General features: G+C 67.1%; 18 protein-coding genes. 14 read left to right on the top strand and 4 right to left on the bottom strand.

Translation table 11 applies throughout. The features are described from left to right. Positions 1-62: 62 nt before the first annotated feature. The 6 genes from AC1DSC_RS28770 to AC1DSC_RS28745 all read left to right on the top strand — a co-directional run bounded on the left by AC1DSC_RS28770 (position 63) and on the right by AC1DSC_RS28745 (position 5,520). A complete protein-coding gene (locus tag AC1DSC_RS28770) occupies positions 63-959 on the top strand; it encodes an alpha/beta hydrolase family protein (protein WP_018903707.1) in 897 nt (298 codons plus the stop codon). Positions 960-990: 31 nt separating this feature from the next. Beyond that, entirely contained in the window at positions 991-1,824 is an 834-nt protein-coding gene (locus AC1DSC_RS28765; protein ID WP_012745969.1) for an acyl-CoA thioesterase, read from the top strand. Between the two features lie 91 nt (positions 1,825-1,915). Then, positions 1,916-2,662 (top strand): SDR family oxidoreductase, encoded by a 747-nt coding sequence (locus tag AC1DSC_RS28760; RefSeq protein WP_174545055.1) that lies wholly within the window; start codon positions 1,916-1,918, stop codon positions 2,660-2,662. Positions 2,663-2,799: 137 nt separating this feature from the next. Next, a complete protein-coding gene (locus AC1DSC_RS28755) occupies positions 2,800-3,393 on the top strand; it encodes a 2-hydroxychromene-2-carboxylate isomerase (protein WP_018903705.1) in 594 nt (197 codons plus the stop codon). 60 nt (positions 3,394-3,453) lie between these two features. Further along, positions 3,454-4,218, top strand: a complete 765-nt coding sequence (locus AC1DSC_RS28750) for an enoyl-CoA hydratase (RefSeq protein ID WP_012745973.1) — start codon at positions 3,454-3,456, stop codon at positions 4,216-4,218. 195 nt (positions 4,219-4,413) lie between these two features. Beyond that, positions 4,414-5,520, top strand: a complete 1,107-nt coding sequence (locus AC1DSC_RS28745) for an ABC transporter substrate-binding protein (protein ID WP_018903704.1) — start codon at positions 4,414-4,416, stop codon at positions 5,518-5,520. Between the two features lie 6 nt (positions 5,521-5,526). On the opposite strand, the gene AC1DSC_RS28740 is transcribed toward AC1DSC_RS28745, so the two are convergent. Beyond that, entirely contained in the window at positions 5,527-5,952 is a 426-nt protein-coding gene (locus AC1DSC_RS28740; RefSeq protein WP_012745975.1) for an acyl-CoA thioesterase, read from the bottom strand. Positions 5,953-5,993: 41 nt separating this feature from the next. Between AC1DSC_RS28740 and AC1DSC_RS28735 the strand changes: the two genes are divergently transcribed. Together AC1DSC_RS28735 and AC1DSC_RS28730 are read left to right on the top strand one after the other, a co-directional pair. Then, the gene (locus tag AC1DSC_RS28735) at positions 5,994-7,871 is read left to right on the top strand and encodes an ABCB family ABC transporter ATP-binding protein/permease (protein WP_018903702.1); all 1,878 of its coding nucleotides are present in this window, start codon (positions 5,994-5,996) and stop codon (positions 7,869-7,871) included. A 39-nt stretch (positions 7,872-7,910) separates the two neighbouring features. Then, on the top strand, positions 7,911-8,849 hold the full coding sequence (locus AC1DSC_RS28730) for a 2-hydroxyacid dehydrogenase (protein WP_018903701.1): 939 nt from the start codon (positions 7,911-7,913) through the stop codon (positions 8,847-8,849). A gap of 116 nt (positions 8,850-8,965) precedes the next feature. Here the strand turns inward: AC1DSC_RS28730 and AC1DSC_RS28725 are convergent, their stop codons facing one another. Next, entirely contained in the window at positions 8,966-10,408 is a 1,443-nt protein-coding gene (locus AC1DSC_RS28725; protein ID WP_018903700.1) for an amidase, read from the bottom strand. A gap of 61 nt (positions 10,409-10,469) precedes the next feature. Between AC1DSC_RS28725 and AC1DSC_RS28720 the strand changes: the two genes are divergently transcribed. The 6 genes from AC1DSC_RS28720 (at position 10,470) to AC1DSC_RS28695 (ending at position 16,501) form a co-directional block, all read left to right on the top strand. Beyond that, positions 10,470-11,459: a LysR substrate-binding domain-containing protein gene (locus AC1DSC_RS28720; protein ID WP_018903699.1), complete on the top strand. Its 990-nt coding sequence runs from the start codon at positions 10,470-10,472 to the stop codon at positions 11,457-11,459. 194 nt (positions 11,460-11,653) lie between these two features. Beyond that, positions 11,654-13,105 carry an aspartate ammonia-lyase gene (locus AC1DSC_RS28715; RefSeq protein ID WP_012745980.1) on the top strand — a complete coding sequence of 484 codons (1,452 nt, stop codon included), beginning with the start codon at positions 11,654-11,656 and terminating at the stop codon, positions 13,103-13,105. A gap of 171 nt (positions 13,106-13,276) precedes the next feature. Further along, entirely contained in the window at positions 13,277-14,179 is a 903-nt protein-coding gene (locus AC1DSC_RS28710) for an amino acid ABC transporter substrate-binding protein (protein WP_012745981.1), read from the top strand. Positions 14,180-14,303: 124 nt separating this feature from the next. Further along, positions 14,304-15,035: an amino acid ABC transporter permease gene (locus tag AC1DSC_RS28705; protein WP_018903698.1), complete on the top strand. Its 732-nt coding sequence runs from the start codon at positions 14,304-14,306 to the stop codon at positions 15,033-15,035. Position 15,036: 1 nt separating this feature from the next. Next, the gene (locus AC1DSC_RS28700) at positions 15,037-15,726 is read left to right on the top strand and encodes an amino acid ABC transporter permease (RefSeq protein WP_018903697.1); all 690 of its coding nucleotides are present in this window, start codon (positions 15,037-15,039) and stop codon (positions 15,724-15,726) included. Between the two features lie 37 nt (positions 15,727-15,763). Further along, entirely contained in the window at positions 15,764-16,501 is a 738-nt protein-coding gene (locus AC1DSC_RS28695) for an amino acid ABC transporter ATP-binding protein (protein ID WP_018903696.1), read from the top strand. Between the two features lie 56 nt (positions 16,502-16,557). Here AC1DSC_RS28695 and AC1DSC_RS28690 read toward each other — a convergent pair whose 3' ends face one another. Then, positions 16,558-17,499 (bottom strand): nucleoside hydrolase, encoded by a 942-nt coding sequence (locus AC1DSC_RS28690; RefSeq protein ID WP_018903695.1) that lies wholly within the window; start codon positions 17,497-17,499, stop codon positions 16,558-16,560. Between the two features lie 46 nt (positions 17,500-17,545). Further along, on the bottom strand, positions 17,546-18,583 hold the full coding sequence (locus AC1DSC_RS28685; protein WP_018903694.1) for a DctP family TRAP transporter solute-binding subunit: 1,038 nt from the start codon (positions 18,581-18,583) through the stop codon (positions 17,546-17,548). Positions 18,584-18,821 lie beyond the last annotated feature (238 nt).

Below are 18,821 nucleotides of genomic sequence, written 5' to 3'. Positions count from 1 at the left end.
TCCCGCTCGCTACGCCGGCAAGGTTGCAGTCGATGATTCAAGAAAACGCAGGAGACAACTTCATGCAGACGCAGCAGATCCCGGTCGACAACGGCGTGCAACTGGCGGTTCGCCGCTACGAGCCCGCCGGCGCAGCGCGCGCCAGCATCGTGATCGGCGGCGCGATGGGCGTGCGCCAGTCGTTCTACGAACCCTTCGCGCAGTGGCTCGCGCAGCAGGGCCTGCGCGTGTGGACCTTCGACTACCGCGGCTCGGGCGATTCGCGCAACGGCGCCTCGCTGCGTGGCTTCGAGGCCGACCTGTTCGACTGGGCGCGCGACTATGAAGCGGTGATCGACGCCGCCAAGGCCGCGCTGCCCGAACAGCCGCTCTATCTTCTCGGCCACAGCCTCGGCGCACAGCTGCCGGGCTTCCTTCAGCGGCCCGGGCAGGTCGACGGCCTCGTCAGCATTGCGGCCGGCAGCGGCTACTGGCGTGAGAACGCGCCGAAGCTCAAGCGCGGCATCCTCTACTTCTGGTTCGTGCTCGTGCCGTTGGCCACGCGGCTGTGCGGCTACTTTCCGGGCCGCCGGCTGAAGAAAGTGGGCGACCTGCCGCGCGGCGTGATCCTGCAGTGGCGGCGCTGGTGCCTGCACCCGCGCTACAGCGTGGGCGCCGAGGGCGATCTGGCGCTGCAGAGCTACGGGCGCGTGCGCTTTCCGGTGCTCGCGCTGTCCATCACCGACGACGAGCTCATGACGCTCGCCGGCACCGAAAGCCTGTTGAGCTTCTATGCCGGCGCGCCGCGCGCCATGGAGCGCATTGCACCGGCCGACGTGCAGGCACGGCGCATCGGGCACTTCGGCTTCTTCCGCGAACAGTTCAGCCAGAGCCTGTGGCCGAGCACGGTCGACAAGCTGCACCGGCTGGCCGCGCTTACCGCAGTGCAGCAAGCCGGCGTCCCGCACACGACTGCGTGACGCCATCCACCGGAGGCACACTGCAATCATCATGAGCATGCAACACCCCTTCGACAAGGCCCTGGCCCTGCAGCACAGCGACATCCGCGTGGGCCACTTCACCGGCGCCACGAGCCCGGACTACTGGAACATGGTCGGCCCCTTCGGCGGCGCCACCGCGGCCATTGCGCTGCAGTCGGTGATGCAGCATCCGGATGTGCTGGGCACGCCGATCGCGCTGACCGTCAACTTTGCGGCCGCGCTGGAAGCCGGCGCATTCGACGTGCAGGCCACCGCGGTGCGCACCAACCGCTCGACCCAGCACTGGACGGTGCAGATCACGCAGCCTGGTGCCAGCGGTGCGCCGAACATGACCACCACCGCCACCGTGGTGACGGCCGCGCGCCGCGAGACCTGGGGCCAGAGCGACCTGCCGATGCCCGAGGCGCCCAGGCCCGAGACGGTCGAGCGCCTGAGCGTCGGCCCGTCCGGCGTGGCCTGGCTCGACCAGTACGAGATGCGCCTGTTCAGCGGCAGCATTCCTTCGAAGTGGGACGAGAGCCTGCATCACAGCGAAAGCCGGCTCTGGCTGCGCGACGCGCAGGCGCGGCCGCTGGACTTTGCCTCGCTGGCCGCGATGAGCGACGTGTTCTATCCGCGCGTCTGGCTGCGCCGCGCCAGGCATGTGCCGGCCGGCACGGTGTCGATCACCACGTATTTCCATGCCGGCCCGGCGCAGCTGGCCGAGGTCGGCACGGGCTACCTCCTGGGCCGCGCGGTGGGGCAGCAGTTCTTCAACGGCTTCTTCGACCAGAAGGCGCATCTGTGGAGCGAGCAGGGCGTGCTGCTCGCCACCTCGAACCAGATCGTCTACTACAAGGAATGAATATGACCCCCACGTTCGGCACTTCGTGTCCTCTCTGCCCCCCGAGGGGGCGCTCGCTTGCTTGGGGCGGCCCGGCGCGGCGCTCGTGACCATGGCACTCACCAAGGCCGCACTCATCGTCGGCGCCGGCGACGCCACCGGCGGCGCCATTGCCCGCCGTTTTGCGCGCGAGGGCTATGCCGCCTGCGTCACGCGCCGCAGCCTCGACAAGCTGCAGCCGCTGGTCGCGCAGATCGAGGCCGCGGGCGGCCGCGCCCATGCCTTTGCGTGCGATGCGCGCAAGGAAGAGGAAGTGGTGGCGCTCGTCGAGCAGATCGAATCGACGATCGGGCCGATCGAGGTGATGGTGTTCAACATCGGCGCCAACGTGCCCGAGAGCATCCTGGCCGAGACGGCGCGCAAGTATTTCAAGGTGTGGGAGATGGCCTGCTTCTCGGGCTTTCTGAACGGGCGCGAGGTGGCCAGGCGCATGGTGGCGCGCGAGATGCCGAAGAGCGGGCACCGCGGCACGATCATCTTCACGGGCGCCACGGCGTCGCTGCGCGGCGCGGCCAACTTCGGCGCGTTCTCGGGCGCGAAGATGGCGCTGCGCGCGCTGGCCCAGTCGATGGCGCGCGAACTCGGGCCAGAAGGCATTCACGTCGCGCACGTGGTGGTCGACGGCGCTATCGACACCGAGTTCATCCGCAGCAACTTCCCCGAGCGCTATGCGCTGAAGCAGAGCGACGGCATCCTGAACCCCGAGCACATCGCCGACAGCTACTGGATGCTGCACTCGCAGCCGCGCGACGCCTGGACGCACGAGCTCGATCTGCGGCCTTGGTCGGAGAAGTTCTGAGATGATTTCGGGCGCTTCGATTCATCGAGTTGGATGTCGTTCAGGGCGCGCTCCCGCCGACGGGGTACCTTGCGGAGGGGAGTACCCGGTGATCTGTGCACACGCCCTGAACAAGAGCACCTCATAAGGAGACACCGATGACAAAAACAGTCGAGTTCTATTTCGACTTCGGCAGCCCCGCCGCCTACCTCGCCGCCACGCAGCTGCCGCACGTCTGCGCCGACACCGGCGCCGAGCTGGTGTGGAAGCCCATGCTGCTGGGCGGCGTGTTCCAGGCCACCGGCAACCGGTCGCCGGCCGAGGTCGTGCCCAAGGCGCCGTACATGACCATCGACCTGCAGCGCTTTGCCAAACGCTACGGCGTGCCCTTCGTGCACAACCCGCACTTTCCCATCAACACGCTGCTGCTGATGCGCGGCGCGACAGGCCTCCAGATGAGGGAGCCGGCACGCTTTGGCGCATATGTCGGTGCCGTCTTCCACGCGATGTGGGTCGAGCCGAAGAACATGAACGACCCCGCCACCGTCGGCGCCGTGCTTCAGAATGCGGGCTTCGACGCCACCGCCTTGCTCGCGCTGGCCGGCACGCAGGAAGTGAAGGACCGCCTGAAGGCCGTCACGCAGGAAGCGGTGGCGCGCGGCGTGTTCGGCGCGCCCACCATGTTCGTCGGCGACCAGATGTTCTGGGGCCAGGACCGCCTCGATTTCGTGCGCGAAGCCCTCGACGCCTGACCGCTGCGCCACCCTCCAGGCAAACAAACAGACAAACCGTTTTATCCAAGGACCATTCCCATGAGCGACATCCTCGTCCACACCGAAGCCGGTGTGATGACCCTCACCTTCAACCGCGTCGACAAGAAGAACTCCATCACCGGCAGCATGTACGGCGAACTCGCCGACGCACTGGCCGCGGCCGAGGGCGATGCGGCAGTGCGCTGCGTGCTGATCCAGGGCGACCCCACCATCTTCAGCGCGGGCAACGACATCGGCGACTTCCTCAACGCGCCGCCGGCCGGCAAGGATTCGCCGGTGTTCCGCTTTTTGCGCGGCATCGCGGCCTTTCCCAAGCCCATCGTGGCGGCGGTCTGCGGCCCGGCCGTGGGCATCGGCACCACGATGCTGTTCCACTGCGACCTGGTCTACGCGGGCGACAACGCGGCGTTCTCGATGCCCTTCGTGAACCTGGGCCTGTGCCCCGAGGCGGCGTCGAGCCTGCTGGTGCCGCAGATGCTGGGCTACCACCGCGCAGCCGAGGCGCTGCTGCTGGGCGAGCCCTTCATGGCCGAGGCCGCGCTCGAAGTGGGCCTGGTCAACCGCATCGTGCCGCCGACCGAAGCCAATGCCATCGCGCAGGTGCAGGCCCGCAAGCTCGCGGCCAAGCCGCTGAGCGCGCTGGTCGAGACCAAGCGGCTGTTGAAGAAGGCGCAGATGCCGGCCGTGCTCGAACGCATGGACGAAGAAGGCGCGAGCTTCGGCCGCATGCTGCGCGAACCCGCCGCGCGCGAGGCTTTCGGCGCCTTCATGGAGAAGCGCAAGCCCGATTTCTCCAAAGTCTGAGCGCGTTTCCACGCTTGCCGGCCCACGGCGCATGCGTACACTGCTGCCGTGCAAATTTTCGAGACACGATCGTCGGCAACGCCCACCCAGCGTGCGAATGATGCTACTGAAAAAGTAGCAATCGGCACCACGCGCAGGCGTACTTTAGGCCTGCTCGCGGGGACCCTGGCCGCGCCTTCGCTGGCCCTGGCCCGCGTGCGGCCGCTGCGCATCGGCGTCATCGGTTCCTGGTCGGGCCCTTATGCCGCGGGCGGACGCCAGTTCGATGCCGGCATGTCGGTCTGGCTCGCGGCCCACAACCAGCGCATCGCGGGGCGCCCGGTCGAACTGCTGCGCCGCGACGTGCCCGGCAGCGTGCCCGAGCAGGCGCGCCGCCATGCGCAGGACCTGGTGGAGAGCGAGCGTGTCGACCTGCTCGCGGGGCTGGACTTCAGCTCCAACGCCTACGCCGTCGGCGCCGTGGCCACGCAGGCCAAGGTGCCGCTGCTGGTGATGAATGCGGCTTCCTCGGGCATCACGGCGCGCTGCCCGTTCGCGGTGCGCGTGTCCTTCACCATCGCGCAGGTCACGATGCCGCTGGCGCGCTGGGCGATCCAGCAGGGGCTGCGCGATGTCTGCACCGTGGTGGCCGACTATGCCTCGGGCGTCGATGCCGAAAGCGCCTTCGTCTCGGCCGTCACCGCCGGCGGCGGCCGCATCGGCGCGATGCTGCGCGTGCCGCTCAACACCCTGGACTATTCGGCCTACATGCTGCGGCTGCGCGAGCTCAGGCCGCAGGCGGTGTTCTTCTTCCTGCCTTCGGGCCAGATGCCCGCCACCTTCCTCAAGTTCTGGCGCGACCGCGGCATGGCCGACACCGGCATCCGCCTGCTCGCGACCGGCGACGCCACCGACGACCACTACCTCGAAGGCATCGGCGAGCTGGCCGAGGGCCTCGTGACCAGCCACCACTATTCGTTTGCCCACGAGTCGGCGGCCAACCGCCGCTTCACGGCCGCCTTCGAGACCGAGTACGGCAGCCACCTGCGGCCCGGCTATTTCGCGGTGGCGGCGCACGATGCGCTCGCGGCGGCCGACGCCGCGATGAGCGCGCCGGCCATGCGCGGCAGCGCAGGCGCAGAGCAGCTGGTGGACGCCTTCCGGGGCCTGCGGCTCGAGAGCCCGCGCGGCCCGATCGAGATCGACGCCCACACGCGCGACATCGTGCAGGCCGTCTACATCCGCCGCACCGAGCGGCTCGACGGGCGCTGGATCAACCGCGAGTTCGAACGCTTCGAACGGGTGCGCGAGCCGGCGCTGTGAGCGCACTCAGGGTTGCTGCTCGATCGGCCGCGGCCGGCCGTTGTCGTCGATGGCCACGTAGGTGAAGGTGGCCTGCGTCACCTTGATGTATTCGCCCTGGGCGCGGAAGCGCTCGGCAAAGACCTCGACCGTGACCGTGACCGAGGTGCGGCCGATGCGCACCAGCTTCGAATAGAACGAGAGGATGTCGCCCAGCCGCACCGGCTGCTTGAAGATGAATTCGTTGACCGCCACCGTGGCCTGGCGGCCCTTGGCGTAGCGCGCCGGAATGACCGAGCCGGCCAGGTCGCACTGCGCCATGACCCAGCCGCCGAAGATGTCGCCGTTGGCGTTGCAGTCCGCGGGCATCGGAATGACCTTGAGCACCAGCTCCATGTCGGTGGGCAGGCTCTTGAGGGTCGCGGCGGCGGCGGTGCTGGAAATATCGGACATGGGCACAATCTGGACAAACTAAGCAACCACGATTGTCCCTCATGCGCCGCAGCGGCGAAGCCCTACCTCCTCCCCCCCACAGCGCCACCGGCCATGCGCCGGCGCGCAGCGACCGCTCCGACTGGGCGACGCTGCGCCGCCTTTTCCCCTATCTCTGGCAGTACAAGTGGCGGGTGATCGCCGCGCTCGGCTTCATGGTGGGCGCCAAGGTGGCCAACGTGGGCGTGCCGGTGCTGCTCAAGAACCTGATCGACACGATGACGCCCAGGCCGGACATGGCGCAGGCGCTGCTGATCGTGCCCATCGGGCTCCTGCTGGCCTACGGGCTGCTGCGCTTTTCGACCGCGCTCTTCGGCGAGCTGCGCGAGCTGATCTTCGCCAAGGCCACCGAGGGCACGGCGCGGCAGATCGCGCTGGAGGTGTTCGGCCACCTGCATTCGCTGAGCCTGCGCTTCCACCTGGAGCGCCAGACCGGCGGCATGACGCGCGACATCGAGCGCGGCACGCGCGGCGTGCATTCGCTCATCTCGATGTCGCTCTACAGCATCGTGCCCACCATCATCGAGCTGGCGCTGGTGCTCACCATCCTGGGCGTGAAGTTCGATTCGCTGTTCGTCTGGATCACGGGCGCGGCGCTGGTGCTCTACATCACCTTCACGGTCACCGTGACCGAGTGGCGCACCCAGTTCCGCAAGACCATGAACGAGCTCGACTCCATGGCCCAGAGCCGCGCGGTCGATTCGCTCCTGAACTACGAAACCGTCAAGTACTTCAACAACGAGGAGTTCGAGGCCAGGCGCTACGACGCCAGCCTGGACCGCTACCGCAAGGCCGCCATCAAGAGCCAGCGCACGCTGAGCATGCTCAACACCGGCCAGCAGCTGATCATCGCGACCAGCCTGGTGCTGATGCTCTGGCGCGCCACCTCGGGCGTGGTCGAAGGGCGCATGACGCTGGGCGACCTCGTGATGGTCAACGCCTTCATGATCCAGCTCTACATTCCGCTCAACTTCCTGGGCGTGATCTACCGCGAGATCAAGCAGAGCCTGACCGACCTGGACAAGATGTTCGTGCTGATGGAAAAGGAGCGCGAAGTGCGCGACGCGCCGGGCGCGCAGCCGCTGTCTTTGCTCCCTCTCCCTCGGGGAGAGGGCAGGGGTGAGGGCGGCGGCGTCGACTCCACCATCCGCTTCGAGGACGTGAGCTTCGCCTACGAGCCCGACCGGCCGATCCTCAAGCACGTGAGCTTCGAGATCCCGGCCGGCAAGACCGTGGCCGTGGTCGGCCCTTCGGGCTCGGGCAAGTCGACGCTCGCGCGGCTGCTCTACCGCTTCTACGACGTGCAGCAGGGCCGCATCACCATCGGCGGGCAGGACATCCGCGAAGTGCAGCAGTCCAGCGTGCGCCGCGCGATCGGCATCGTGCCGCAGGACACGGTGCTGTTCAACGACACGGTCGAATACAACATCGCCTACGGCCGCCCCGGCGCCACGCGCGAAGAGGTGGAAGGCGCGGCCCGCGCCGCGCGCATCCACGACTTCATCGCCGCCACGCCCAGGGGCTATGAAACCACCGTGGGCGAGCGCGGCCTCAAGCTGTCGGGCGGGGAAAAGCAGCGCGTGGCCATTGCGCGCACGCTGCTGAAGAACCCGCCGATCGTGATCTTCGACGAGGCCACCTCGGCGCTCGATTCGGCCAACGAGCGCGCCATCCAGTCGGAGCTCAGGAGCGCCGCGCAGGACAAGACCACGCTGGTGATCGCGCACCGCCTCTCGACGGTGGTCGATGCGCACGAGATCTTGGTGCTCGAGGCGGGCGTGATCGTCGAACGCGGCACGCATGCCGAGCTGCTTGCGAAGCAGGGCCGTTATGCGCAGATGTGGGCTTTGCAAAAGAGCGAAGCCACGCCGCTGATGTAGCCCGATCATTCTTTTTTACATCGATCCAGGAGTTCAGACGTGTCGACCAAGATTCCCCTGCTGGTGCTCAACAGCCTTTCGAGCGCCCACCAGGCCCAGATTGCCGAGGTCTATGACATGACCTATGCCTTCGACCCCGCCGCGCGCGCCGCCGCGATTGCCGAGCACGGCAAGAAATTCCGCGCGGTGCTGACCATCGGCGTGATCGGCATCACGCCCGAAGAAATTGCGGCCATGCCGGCGCTCGAGCTGATCTGCTGCCTGGGCGCGGGCTACGAAGGCGTGCCGCTCGAAGTGACGCGTGCGCGCGGCATTGCCACCGCCAATGGCGCCGGCACCAACGACGACTGCGTGGCCGACCATGCCTTCGGCCTCTTGATCGGCATCGTGCGCGAGTTCCGCAAGCTCGACCGGCTGTGCCGCGAAGGCGTGTGGCGCGAAGCCATTCCGCAGCCGCCGAACGTGTCGGGCAAGAAGCTCGGCATCCTGGGGCTCGGCACCATCGGCCAGAAGATCGCGAAGCGCGCGGCCGCCTTCGACATGGAGATCGGCTATCACAACCGCAAGCCGCGCGAAGGTGCGGTGCACCGCTACTTCGGCGACCTGAAGTCGCTCGCGGCCTGGGCCGATTTCCTGGTGCTGGCCGCGCCGGGCGGGCCGGCCACGCGCCATCTCGTGAATGCCGAGGTGCTCGATGCGCTCGGGCCGCAGGGCTACCTGGTCAGCATCGGGCGCGGCAGCGTGGTCGATACCGAGGCGCTGGCGGCGGCGCTGCGCGAGCACCGCATTGCCGGGGCCGGCCTCGATGTGTACGAAAGCGAGCCGAAGCGGCCCGAACCGCTCGTCGGCCTGGACAACGTGCTGCTGACGCCGCACATGGCGGGCTGGTCGCCCGAGGCCACGCAGAAGTCGGTCGACCATTTTCTTGCGAATGCCGAAGGGCACTTCGCGGGGCGCGGCGTGTTGACGCCGGTCTGAAGTCTTCTTGCTCCTTCCCCCGCCGGGGGAAGGCTGGGATGGGGGCGGGCAGGGCGCTCGATGGATGCGCCGCTTGCCCCCACCCCTGCCCTCCCCCGGGAGCGGAGGGAGAAAAGTCAAGCCAATACCGGGGGGCGATGAGCGCCCCAGCCGCAGGCCTGGTCATAGGCATGCCCGAGCCGCAGCACGTCCAGGTCCGCATGGATCGGCCCGGCCAGCTGCAGGCCCATCGGCAGGCCGCCTTCGCCGAAACCTGCGCGCACATTGAGCGTGGGCAAGCCCGCCAGCGTGAACGGCGTCACGATCTCCATCCAGCGGTGGTAGGTGTCGCTCGGCACGCCGGCCACTTCGGCGGGCCAGTGCAGCTCGGCCTCGAAGGGGAACACCTGCGCCGTCGGCGCCAGCACGAAATCGAAGCGCTCGAACAGCCTGAAGAACGCGCGGTACACGTTCGAGCGGTAGAGCGAAGCCTGGTAGAGCGAGGCCGCATCGAGGTGCCGGCTCTGCTCGATTTCCCACTGCGCTTCCGGCTTGAGCTGCGCGAACAGCTGGGGGTCGCTGAGATACGCGCCGAGCTTGCCGCCCACCAGCAGCTGGCGCAGCCGCAGCCAGGCGCTCCAGTTGTGCTCGCGCGGCACGTCGAGCGTGCAGGGCTCGACCTCGCAGCCGATGGCGCGGAAGGTGCCGAGCGCCTGCTCCCCGAGTTCGCGGATGCCGGGCGCGAGCGGCAGTTCGGGCCAGAGGCTGCCGAGCCAGCCGATACGCAGGCCTTTTCCGTCGCCGTCGAGCGCGATGGCATCGGCCGAGGGCAGCGCCTGCGGCGACGACAGCGGCACGCGCCCGTCGAAGCCCGCCTGCACCGCGAGCAGCCGCGCGGTGTCTTCCACCGTGCGGCCCATCGGGCCTTCGGTGCCCAGCTGCTGGAAGAAGAGTTCCTGCTCGGGGTCGCCGGGCACGCGTCCGCGCGAGGGCCGCATGCCGATCACGTTGTTGAAGGCGGCCGGGTTGCGCAGCGAGCCCATCATGTCGCTGCCGTCGGCCACCGGCAGCATGCCCAGGGCCAGCGCCACGGCCGCGCCGCCGCTGCTGCCGCCGGCGCTGCGCTCCGGCGCATAGGCGTTGCGCGTGATGCCGAACACCGTGTTGTAGGTGTGCGAGCCCAGGCCGAATTCGGGCGTGTTGGTCTTGCCGATCACGATGGCGCCGGCTGCGCGCATGCGCGCGACGTGCAGGCTGTCGATGCGCGCCGGCGAGCGCGGTGGCAGCGGCGAGCCCATGGAGGTCGGCAGCCCCGCCGCGTGGCTCAGGTCCTTCACCGCCAAGGGAAAGCCATGCATCCAGCCGCGCCGCTCGCCGCGCGCCAGTTCGGCATCGCGCTCGCGGGCTTCGGCCAGCAGCACACCGGGTTCGCGCAGCGAGACGATCGCGTTGAAGCGCGGGTTGAGCGCCTCGATGCGGGCCAGCGAGGCCTGCATCAGCTCATGGCAGGACACGCTGCGGGCCGCGATGCGGCGCGAGAGTTCGGTGGCGCAGAGGTCGAGCAGATCGGCTGGAGGCATGGCGAATGCGGGAAAAGGAGGGGGAGCCCAGTATGGCGCGGCGCTCGCATAATCGCCGCGTATGGAAACAAAGTGGCTCGAAGACTTCATCAGCTTGGCGGAAACGCGCAGCTTCAGCCGCTCGGCCCAGTTGAGGCACGTGACCCAGCCCGCGTTCTCGCGCCGCATCCAGGCGCTCGAAGGCTGGGCCGGCACCGACCTGGTGGACCGCAGTTCCTACCCCACGCGCCTGACGCCCGCGGGCCAGACGCTCTATAGCCAGGCCATCGAGATGCTGCAGTCGCTGCAGAGCACCCGCGCCATGCTGCGCGGCCACTCGGCCGCCGGGCAGGACGTGATCGAGATCGCGGTGCCGCACACGCTGGCCTTCACCTTCTTTCCCTCCTGGGTGACCAGCCTGCGCGAGCACTTCGGCCCCATCAAGAGCCGGCTGATCGCGCTCAACGTGCACGACGCCGTGCTGCGCCTGGTCGAGGGCAGCTGCGACCTGCTGATCGCCTACCACCATCCTTCCCAGCCGCTGCAGCTGGATGCCAACAAGTACGAGATGGTCAGCCTGGGCGAGGAAACCGTGGCGCCTTGGGTCAAGGCTGACGCCGACGGCGCGCCGCGCTTCCGGCTGCCCGGCCGGCCGGGCCAGCCGCTGCCCTACCTGGGCTACGCGCCCGGCGCCTACCTGGGGCGCGTGGTCGACCAGCTGCTGAAGGAGTCGGGCACCGCCATCCACCTCGACCGGGTCTACGAAACCGATATGGCCGAAGGCCTGAAGGTCATGGCGCTCGAAGGCCATGGCATCGCCTTTTTGCCGCAGAGCGCGGTGCGCAAGGAGATCAAGGCGCGCAAGCTCGTGAGCGCGCTGCCGCCCGAGATCGACAGCCTGGAGGCGACGATGGAGATCCGCGCCTACCGCGAGCGGCCGAGCGCGCCGGCGCCGGTGAAGGCCGGCAGCGGCCGCGCGGCGAAGGGGCCGGTGTCCGAAGGCCTGCAGCCCAAGCGCACGGCCGATGCGCTGTGGTCGTACCTGGTCGGTGCCCAGCCGCCGGGCCGCTGACCGCCATCCGATCGATCGACGCGCGGAATTTGTGCGCTGCACAATCTATAAATGCCGCGCATAAGCCTCCCCGCAAACGGCATTGGCGCCGCAGCTCCGCGGCCACTACAGTCGCGGCAGTTTTTTGCCGCTGTCACACAGCAATCTTCAGGGCACGCGCCATCCGCGTGCTTTTTTTTAGCCGAGGAACCTGTATGAGCCCGAATTTCAGGACCGAACACGACTTTCTCGGCGAAAAGCAGATTCCTGCCTTTGCCTACTGGGGCGTGCACACGGCGCGCGCGGTCGAGAACTTCGCCATCTCCGGCACCCGCGTGTCGGCCATGCCCGACCTGGTGCGCGCGCTGGCCTTCGTGAAAAAGGCCGCCACCCGCGCCAATGCCGATCTCGGCGCCATCGACCGCGACCGCGCGGCCGCCATCATCCTGGCCTGCGAGGACCTGATCGAAGGCAAATTGCTCGATGAATTCGTGGTCGACGTGATCCAGGGCGGCGCCGGCACCTCCACCAACATGAACGCCAACGAGGTGATCTGCAACCTCGCGCTCGAGAAGCTCGGCCACGAAAAGGGCCGCTACGACGTGCTGCATCCCAACGACCACGTCAACGCCTCGCAAAGCACCAACGACGTCTATCCGACGGCGGTGCGGCTGGCGCTGTGGTTTGCCATCGGCCGGCTGCTCGAATCCATGGCCGCGCTGCGCAAGAGCTTCGAGGCCAAGGCGCTCGAGTTCAAGGACATCCTGAAGATCGGCCGCACCCAGCTGCAGGACGCCGTGCCCATGACGCTGGGCCAGGAGTTCCTGACCTACGCCGTCATGATCGGCGAGGACGAGGCCCGCCTGGGCGAGGCGCGCGCGCTCATCGAGGAAATCAACCTGGGCGCCACTGCCATCGGCACCGGCATCAACGCGCCGCACGGCTATGCCAACCTGGCCTGCCAGTACCTGGCCGAGCAGACCGGCGTGCCGCTCAAGCAGTCGGCCAACCTGATCGAGGCCACGCAGGACACCGGCGCCTTCGTGCAGCTGTCGGGCGTGCTCAAGCGCGTGGCCACCAAGCTCAGCAAGACCTGCAACGACCTGCGCCTGCTCTCCAGCGGCCCGCAGGCGGGCTTCGGCGAGATCCGGCTGCCGGCGCGCCAGGCCGGCTCGTCGATCATGCCGGGCAAGGTGAACCCGGTGATCCCGGAAGTGATGAACCAGGTGGCCTTCGAGGTCATCGGCAACGACATCACCGTGACCATGGCGTCCGAGGCCGGCCAGCTGCAGCTCAACGCCTTCGAGCCGATCATGGGATGGAGCCTGTTCAAGAGCATCAAGCACCTGAGCAATGCTTGCAACACGCTGCAGCTCAACTGCGTCGAAGGCATCGAGGCGAACCGGGAGTTCCTGGCCAAGCGGGTGCGCGAATCGGTCACGCTGGTCACCGCGCTGAATCCGCTGATCGGCTACGAGAAGGCGGCGCTGATCGCCAAGACTGCGCTGGCCACCGGCGGGCCGATCGACCTGGTGGCCGAATCGCTCGGCATCATGACGCGCGCCGAGATGGAGGCGCTGCTCGTGCCCGAGAACCTGACCCAGCCGGTGCGCCTGTCCGCGCCGGTGCCGCCGGCTGCCGAGCCCTCGGGCACAAAGGCTGCTTAGTGAAAGTCGGACAATGCCAATGGGTCCACCTGCACCAAGGCGGCGCTTCGATGCGCGCGGCCGGTGCGGCACCGCCGAGAATGCACCGGGTTGGTCCGGGTATTCCCCATCACGTGAATGTCTAGAATTTCGTTGTATCTGTATCTTCCAGTCACCTCAGGAGTTTTCCGTATGAACAAGCAAGTATTGGCATTGGCAATTGCAGCCCTGGCTGCCGGCAGCGCTTTTGCCCAAGCCAATGACACCCTGGCCAAGATCAAGGCCTCGGGCAGCATCACCGAAGGCGTGCGGGAATCTTCCGGCCTGTCGTACACGCTGGGCAACGGCCAGTACACCGGCTTCCACTACGACATCTGCGCCAACATCATCAAGGACATCCAGAAGCACCTGGGCCTTGCCAAGCTGGAAACCAAGTACCAGCCCGTCACCTCGCAAAACCGCGTGCCCCTGGTGCAGAACGGCACCGTCGACCTGGAGTGCGGCTCCACCACCAACAACGCCACGCGCCAGAAGGACGTTTCCTTTGCCGTGACCACCTACGTGGAAGAAGTGCGCATCGCGGTCAAGGCCAACTCGGGCATCAACAGCATCAAGGACCTCAACGGCAAGACCGTGGCCACCACCACCGGCACCACCTCGGTGCAGACCCTGCGCAAGAACGAGCGCGCCGGCGGCATCGACTTCAAGGAACTCTACGGCAAGGACCACTCCGACAGCTTCCTGCTGCTCGAATCGGGCCGCGCCGACGCCTTCGTGATGGACGGCTCCATCCTGGCCTCGAACATCGCCAAGTCGAAGTCGCCCGCCGACTTCAAGATCGTCGGCGAAGTGCTCAGCGTCGAGCCCATCGCCATCATGATCCGCAAGGACGACCCGGCCTTCAAGAAGGTGGTGGACGACAGCATCAAGGCACAGATCAAGAACGGCGACCTCGCCAAGCTCTGGGACAAGTGGTTCCTGAAGCCGATCCCGCCGGCCAACGTCACGGTGAACCTGCCGCTGTCCGACGCCACGAAGGCCGCCTGGGCCAACCCGAACGACAAGCCGATGGAAGACTACGCGGCCAAGAAGTAAACACGGCAAGGCCATCCGCGCAACGCCCGCCGCCCCCGGCGGGCGTTTGTTTTCGCAAATGCGGCGCGCGGGCACGGCCTCTGCAAGCTAGCAGTCTGGAAATCTGAAAGAAGGAGAGTCCCCGATGGGATCAAACTGGGATTGGCAGGTCTTCTTGCAAGACCCGGGCGGGAAGTACCCGACCTATTGGCAGTGGATGCTGTCCGCATGGGGCTGGACCGTGTCCGTGGCCCTGCTGGCGCTCGTCGTTGCGCTGGTGCTGGGTTCGCTGGTCGGCATCATCCGCACCCTGCCCAACAGCCCGTGGCTCATACGCCTGGGCAATGCCTGGGTCGAGCTGTTCCGCAACATTCCGCTCCTGGTGCAGATCTTCCTCTGGTACCACGTGATTCCGGCGCTGGTGCCGGTCATGAAGGGCGTGCCGAGCTTCGTGCTGGTGGTGCTGGCGCTGGGCTTCTTCACCTCGGCGCGGATTGCCGAGCAGGTGCGCTCGGGCATCCAGGCGCTGCCCAAGGGCCAGCGCTACGCGGGCATGGCGGTGGGCTTCACCACGCCGCAGTACTACCGCTACGTCATCCTGCCGATGGCCTACCGCATCATCATTCCGCCGCTCACGAGCGAAACGATGAACATCTTCAAGAACTCGTCGGTGGCGTTTGCCGTGTCGGTGACCGAGCTCACGATGTTCGCGATGCAGGCGCAGGAAGAAACCTCGCGCGGCATCGAGGTGTACCTGGCGGTGACGGGGCTCTACGTGATCTCGGCCTTTGCGATCAACCGCATCATGGCCTTCATCGAGAAGAAGACGCGCGTGCCGGGCTTCATCGTCTCGGCCAGCGGCGGCGGGGGGCACTGACATGATGAACCTCGACCTGTCGTTCTACAACTGGGACGTCATCAGCAACTTCGTCGTCAAGGGCTTCTACTTCAGCATCATGCTGACGATCGTCGCCACCATTGGCGGCGTGCTCTTCGGCACCGTGCTGGCGCTGATGCGGCTGTCGGGCAAGAAGTGGCTCGACGCGCCGGCCGCCATCTACGTCAACGGCATGCGCAGCATTCCGCTGGTGATGGTGATCCTGTGGTTCTTCCTCCTGGTGCCGGCCTCGTTCTATGCGGCCTTCGGCTCCATCGGCTCGAACTACCGCTCGGAAATCTCGGCCGTGATCACCTTCATCGCGTTCGAGGCGGCCTACTTCAGCGAGATCATGCGCGCGGGCATCCAGTCGATTCCGCGCGGCCAGGTGAATGCGGGCCAGGCGGTCGGCATGACGTACGGCCAGAACATGCGCCTCGTGGTGCTGCCGCAGGCCTTCCGCAACATGTTGCCGGTGCTGCTCACGCAGACCATCATCCTGTTCCAGGACACCTCGCTGGTCTACGCCATCGGCGCCTACGACATGCTCAAGGGCTTCGAGACCGCGGGCAAGAACTTCGGCCGCCCGATCGAGGCCTACCTGCTCGCAGCCGTGGTTTACTTCATCATGTGCTATGCCTTGTCGTGGCTCGTCAAGCGCCTCCACAAGAAGATCGCCATCATTCGCTAGCCGAGTGGCTGAACCGGAGAAAGAAATGTCCGAAAAAATGATTGAAATCAAGAACGTCTCGAAGTGGTATGGCCCGGTGCAGGTGCTCAACGATTGTTCGGTGAGCATCTCCAAGGGCGACGTGGTGGTGGTGTGCGGGCCCTCGGGCTCGGGCAAGTCCACCCTCATCAAGACCGTGAACGCGCTCGAGCCCTTCCAGAAGGGCGAGATCACCGTCAACGGCATTCCGCTGCACGACCCCAAGACCAACCTGCCCAAGCTGCGCTCCAAGGTCGGCATGGTGTTCCAGCACTTCGAGCTGTTCCCGCACCTGTCGGTCACCGAGAACCTCACGATCGCGCAGATCAAGGTGCTGGGCCGCAGCCCCGACGAGGCCAAGACCCGCGGCCTCAAGATGCTCGACCGCGTGGGCCTGATGGCGCACAAGGACAAGTTCCCGGGCCAGCTCTCGGGCGGCCAGCAGCAGCGCGTGGCCATTGCCCGCGCGCTCAGCATGGACCCGATCGTGATGCTGTTCGACGAGCCCACCTCGGCGCTCGACCCCGAAATGGTCGGCGAAGTGCTCGACGTGATGGTGAGCCTGGCCAAGGACGGCATGACCATGATGGTGGTCACGCACGAAATGGCCTTTGCGCGCAAGGTGGCGAGCCGCGTGATCTTCATCGACGTGGGCGGCAAGATCCTGGAAGACTGCCCGAAGGACGAGTTCTTCAGCCACCCGGAAAACCGCCAGCCGCGCACCAAGGACTTCCTGAACAAGATCCTCCAGCACTGATCCGCTGCGTCGCAAGGACAAGAGCCACGCTGTTTTGCAGCGTGGCTTTTTTTTGCCTACGGCAGCCGCGCGATGTGCTCCGTCAGCAGGTCGAAGAAGCCCTGCGCATCGCCGTCGGCGATCCAGTTCGCGTTGGGTGGGCGGTGCAGGCTGCCGTGCCAGTCGGCCGCGGTCTGGCCGAAGCCCATGCCTTCGCGGCTGTCGACCTCGACGTGGATGCGCCTGCCCCGGAAGAGCGAGGGCTGCAGCAGGTAGGCCGTGACGGTCGCGTCATGCACCGGCCCGCCGGGCATGCCGTAGTGCTGCATCTCCTGCGGCGCATAGGCGTCGAGGATGTCGGCGACAATCGCGCCGGCCCGGTTGCCCAGGCCGCGCAGCCGCGCGATGCGCTCGTCGCTCGTGAGGATCTTGTGCGTCACGTCGAGCGGCAGCATGGTGATCGGCACGCCGCACTTCAGCACGGCCTCGGCCGCATGCGGATCCGCGAACACGTTGAACTCCGCCGTGGGCGTGATGTTGCCGCCATTGAAGTGCGCGCCGGCCATGAGCACCAGTTCGCGCAGGCCGCGCACGATGTCGGGCGCCTGTTCGAGGGCGAGCGCCAGGTTGGTCTGCGGGCCGAGCATTGCGAGCGTCACGCTTTTTTCGGGCGCGGCGCGCAGCGTGCGGATCAGGTAGTCGACCGCATGGCCTTCGGCCAGCGGCGCGGCGGGCTCGTGCACCTTCACGCCGGTGATGCCTTCGCGGCCATGGATGTTGGCCGCGTAGATCGGCGTGCGCAGCAGCGGCCGTTCGGCGCCCGCATACACCGGAATGTCGGGCCGCCCGGCCCATTCGCAGGCGAGGCGCGCATTGCGCGAGGTCTTGGCCAGCGGCACGTTGCCGGCCACCGTGGTCAGCGCCCGGACCACCAGCGATTCGGGTGCCGCCAGGGCGAACAGCAGCGCGATCACGTCGTCCGCGCCGGGGTCCGTATCGATGATCAGGGTGTGGTGCATGGCCGCATTGTCGCGGCCGCCACCCCGATCCGCAGGAACGCGGGCTTTACTTCTGGCGCGCCGCGATGGCCTTCTCGGCCTTGGCCACGAGGTCCGCGCCCACGGTCGACTTCCACTTGTCGTACACCGGCCGCGTGGCCTTCACGAAGGCTTCGCGCTCGTCGGGCGTGAGCTGGGTCACGGTGACGCCCATGGCGGCAATGTCCTTGAGCACCGGCTTGTCGGCTTCCACCAGGCCCTTGCGCGCGAGCGCGATTTCCTGCTTGCCGGCATCGACGGCGGCCTGGCGCACGATGGCCTGGTCGGCCGGCGTCCACGAGGCCCAGATTTCCTTGTTGACCACGAACACCAGCGGATCGGCCACGTAGCCCCAGGTGGTCACGAACTTCTGGCCCACGGTGTGCATCTTGAGCACGGTGAACAGGAAGAGCGGGTTCTCCTGGCCGTCGACGGCGCCGCTGGCGAGCGCGGGCTGCGCATCGGCCCAGCTCATCTGCGTGGGGTTGGCGCCGAGCGCGGTGAACATGTCGGAGTAGATCGGCGAGCCGACGACGCGGATCTTCATGCCCTTGAGGTCGGCGGGCGACTTGATCGGCTTCTTCGAGTTGGTGATCTCGCGGTAGCCGTTCTCGCCCCAGGCGAGCGGCACGACGCCGGCCTTGTCGAGGGTCTTGAACATGTCCTTGCCGACCTCGCCCTGGGTGAGCGCGTCGATGGCCGCGTAGTCGGGCATCAGGAAGGGCATGGAAAAAAGGTTGAGCTGCTTGACCTGCGGCGACCAGTTGATGGTCGAGCCGACGGCCATGTCGATCACGCCCTGGCGCAGCGCGCTGAATTCGCGGGTCTGGTCGCCCTGGATGAGGGACACGCCGGGGTACAGCTTGATGTTGATGCGGCCCTGGGTGCGCTCCTTGACGAGGTCGGCCCAGATCTTTCCGGCCTGGCCCCAGGGGGTGGGCGGGCCGAGCACCAGGGACATCTTGTACTCGGGCTTGTAGGCGGCCTGCGCCATGGCGCCGGTCGAGAACATGCACAGGGCGGTTGCTGCGGCGGCAAGGCCGAGCAGGGTGCGGCGGAATTTCATGAGAGGTCTCCTTGTTTTCTGAACACAACTAAGCGATGGATGTTTTTGGGAGCGTTCGGGGCGATGCTGTTCGGGGCGTGTGCACAGATCACCGGGTACTCCCCTCCGCGAATGTCCCCCGGCCTGCGGCCTCCTCCTTGATTTCGCTGCGGGGAGCACCCGATGCTCTGTGCACGAGGGCACGCTCGTTGTGCATCGCTGATCAACCACCGCTCCGCATAACGCTCCCGCTGATGGG

The sequence above is a fragment of the Variovorax sp. 01N425 genome, assembly GCF_056399465.1.
This window is presented reverse-complemented; position numbering and strand designations above follow the sequence as displayed.

Coding starts and splice junctions, on each gene's coding strand:
- AC1DSC_RS28695 (WP_018903696.1), top strand. CDS start 15,764: ATGATTGAAATCAAGAACGTCTCGAAGTGGTATGGCCCGGTGCAGGTG.
- AC1DSC_RS28755 (WP_018903705.1), top strand. CDS start 2,800: ATGACAAAAACAGTCGAGTTCTATTTCGACTTCGGCAGCCCCGCCGCC.
- AC1DSC_RS28685 (WP_018903694.1), bottom strand. CDS start 18,583: ATGAAATTCCGCCGCACCCTGCTCGGCCTTGCCGCCGCAGCAACCGCC.
- AC1DSC_RS28735 (WP_018903702.1), top strand. CDS start 5,994: ATGCGCCGCAGCGGCGAAGCCCTACCTCCTCCCCCCCACAGCGCCACC.
- AC1DSC_RS28760 (WP_174545055.1), top strand. CDS start 1,916: ATGGCACTCACCAAGGCCGCACTCATCGTCGGCGCCGGCGACGCCACC.
- AC1DSC_RS28710 (WP_012745981.1), top strand. CDS start 13,277: ATGAACAAGCAAGTATTGGCATTGGCAATTGCAGCCCTGGCTGCCGGC.
- AC1DSC_RS28725 (WP_018903700.1), bottom strand. CDS start 10,408: ATGCCTCCAGCCGATCTGCTCGACCTCTGCGCCACCGAACTCTCGCGC.
- AC1DSC_RS28715 (WP_012745980.1), top strand. CDS start 11,654: ATGAGCCCGAATTTCAGGACCGAACACGACTTTCTCGGCGAAAAGCAG.
- AC1DSC_RS28700 (WP_018903697.1), top strand. CDS start 15,037: ATGATGAACCTCGACCTGTCGTTCTACAACTGGGACGTCATCAGCAAC.
- AC1DSC_RS28705 (WP_018903698.1), top strand. CDS start 14,304: ATGGGATCAAACTGGGATTGGCAGGTCTTCTTGCAAGACCCGGGCGGG.
- AC1DSC_RS28765 (WP_012745969.1), top strand. CDS start 991: ATGAGCATGCAACACCCCTTCGACAAGGCCCTGGCCCTGCAGCACAGC.
- AC1DSC_RS28690 (WP_018903695.1), bottom strand. CDS start 17,499: ATGCACCACACCCTGATCATCGATACGGACCCCGGCGCGGACGACGTG.
- AC1DSC_RS28720 (WP_018903699.1), top strand. CDS start 10,470: ATGGAAACAAAGTGGCTCGAAGACTTCATCAGCTTGGCGGAAACGCGC.
- AC1DSC_RS28740 (WP_012745975.1), bottom strand. CDS start 5,952: ATGTCCGATATTTCCAGCACCGCCGCCGCCGCGACCCTCAAGAGCCTG.
- AC1DSC_RS28750 (WP_012745973.1), top strand. CDS start 3,454: ATGAGCGACATCCTCGTCCACACCGAAGCCGGTGTGATGACCCTCACC.
- AC1DSC_RS28770 (WP_018903707.1), top strand. CDS start 63: ATGCAGACGCAGCAGATCCCGGTCGACAACGGCGTGCAACTGGCGGTT.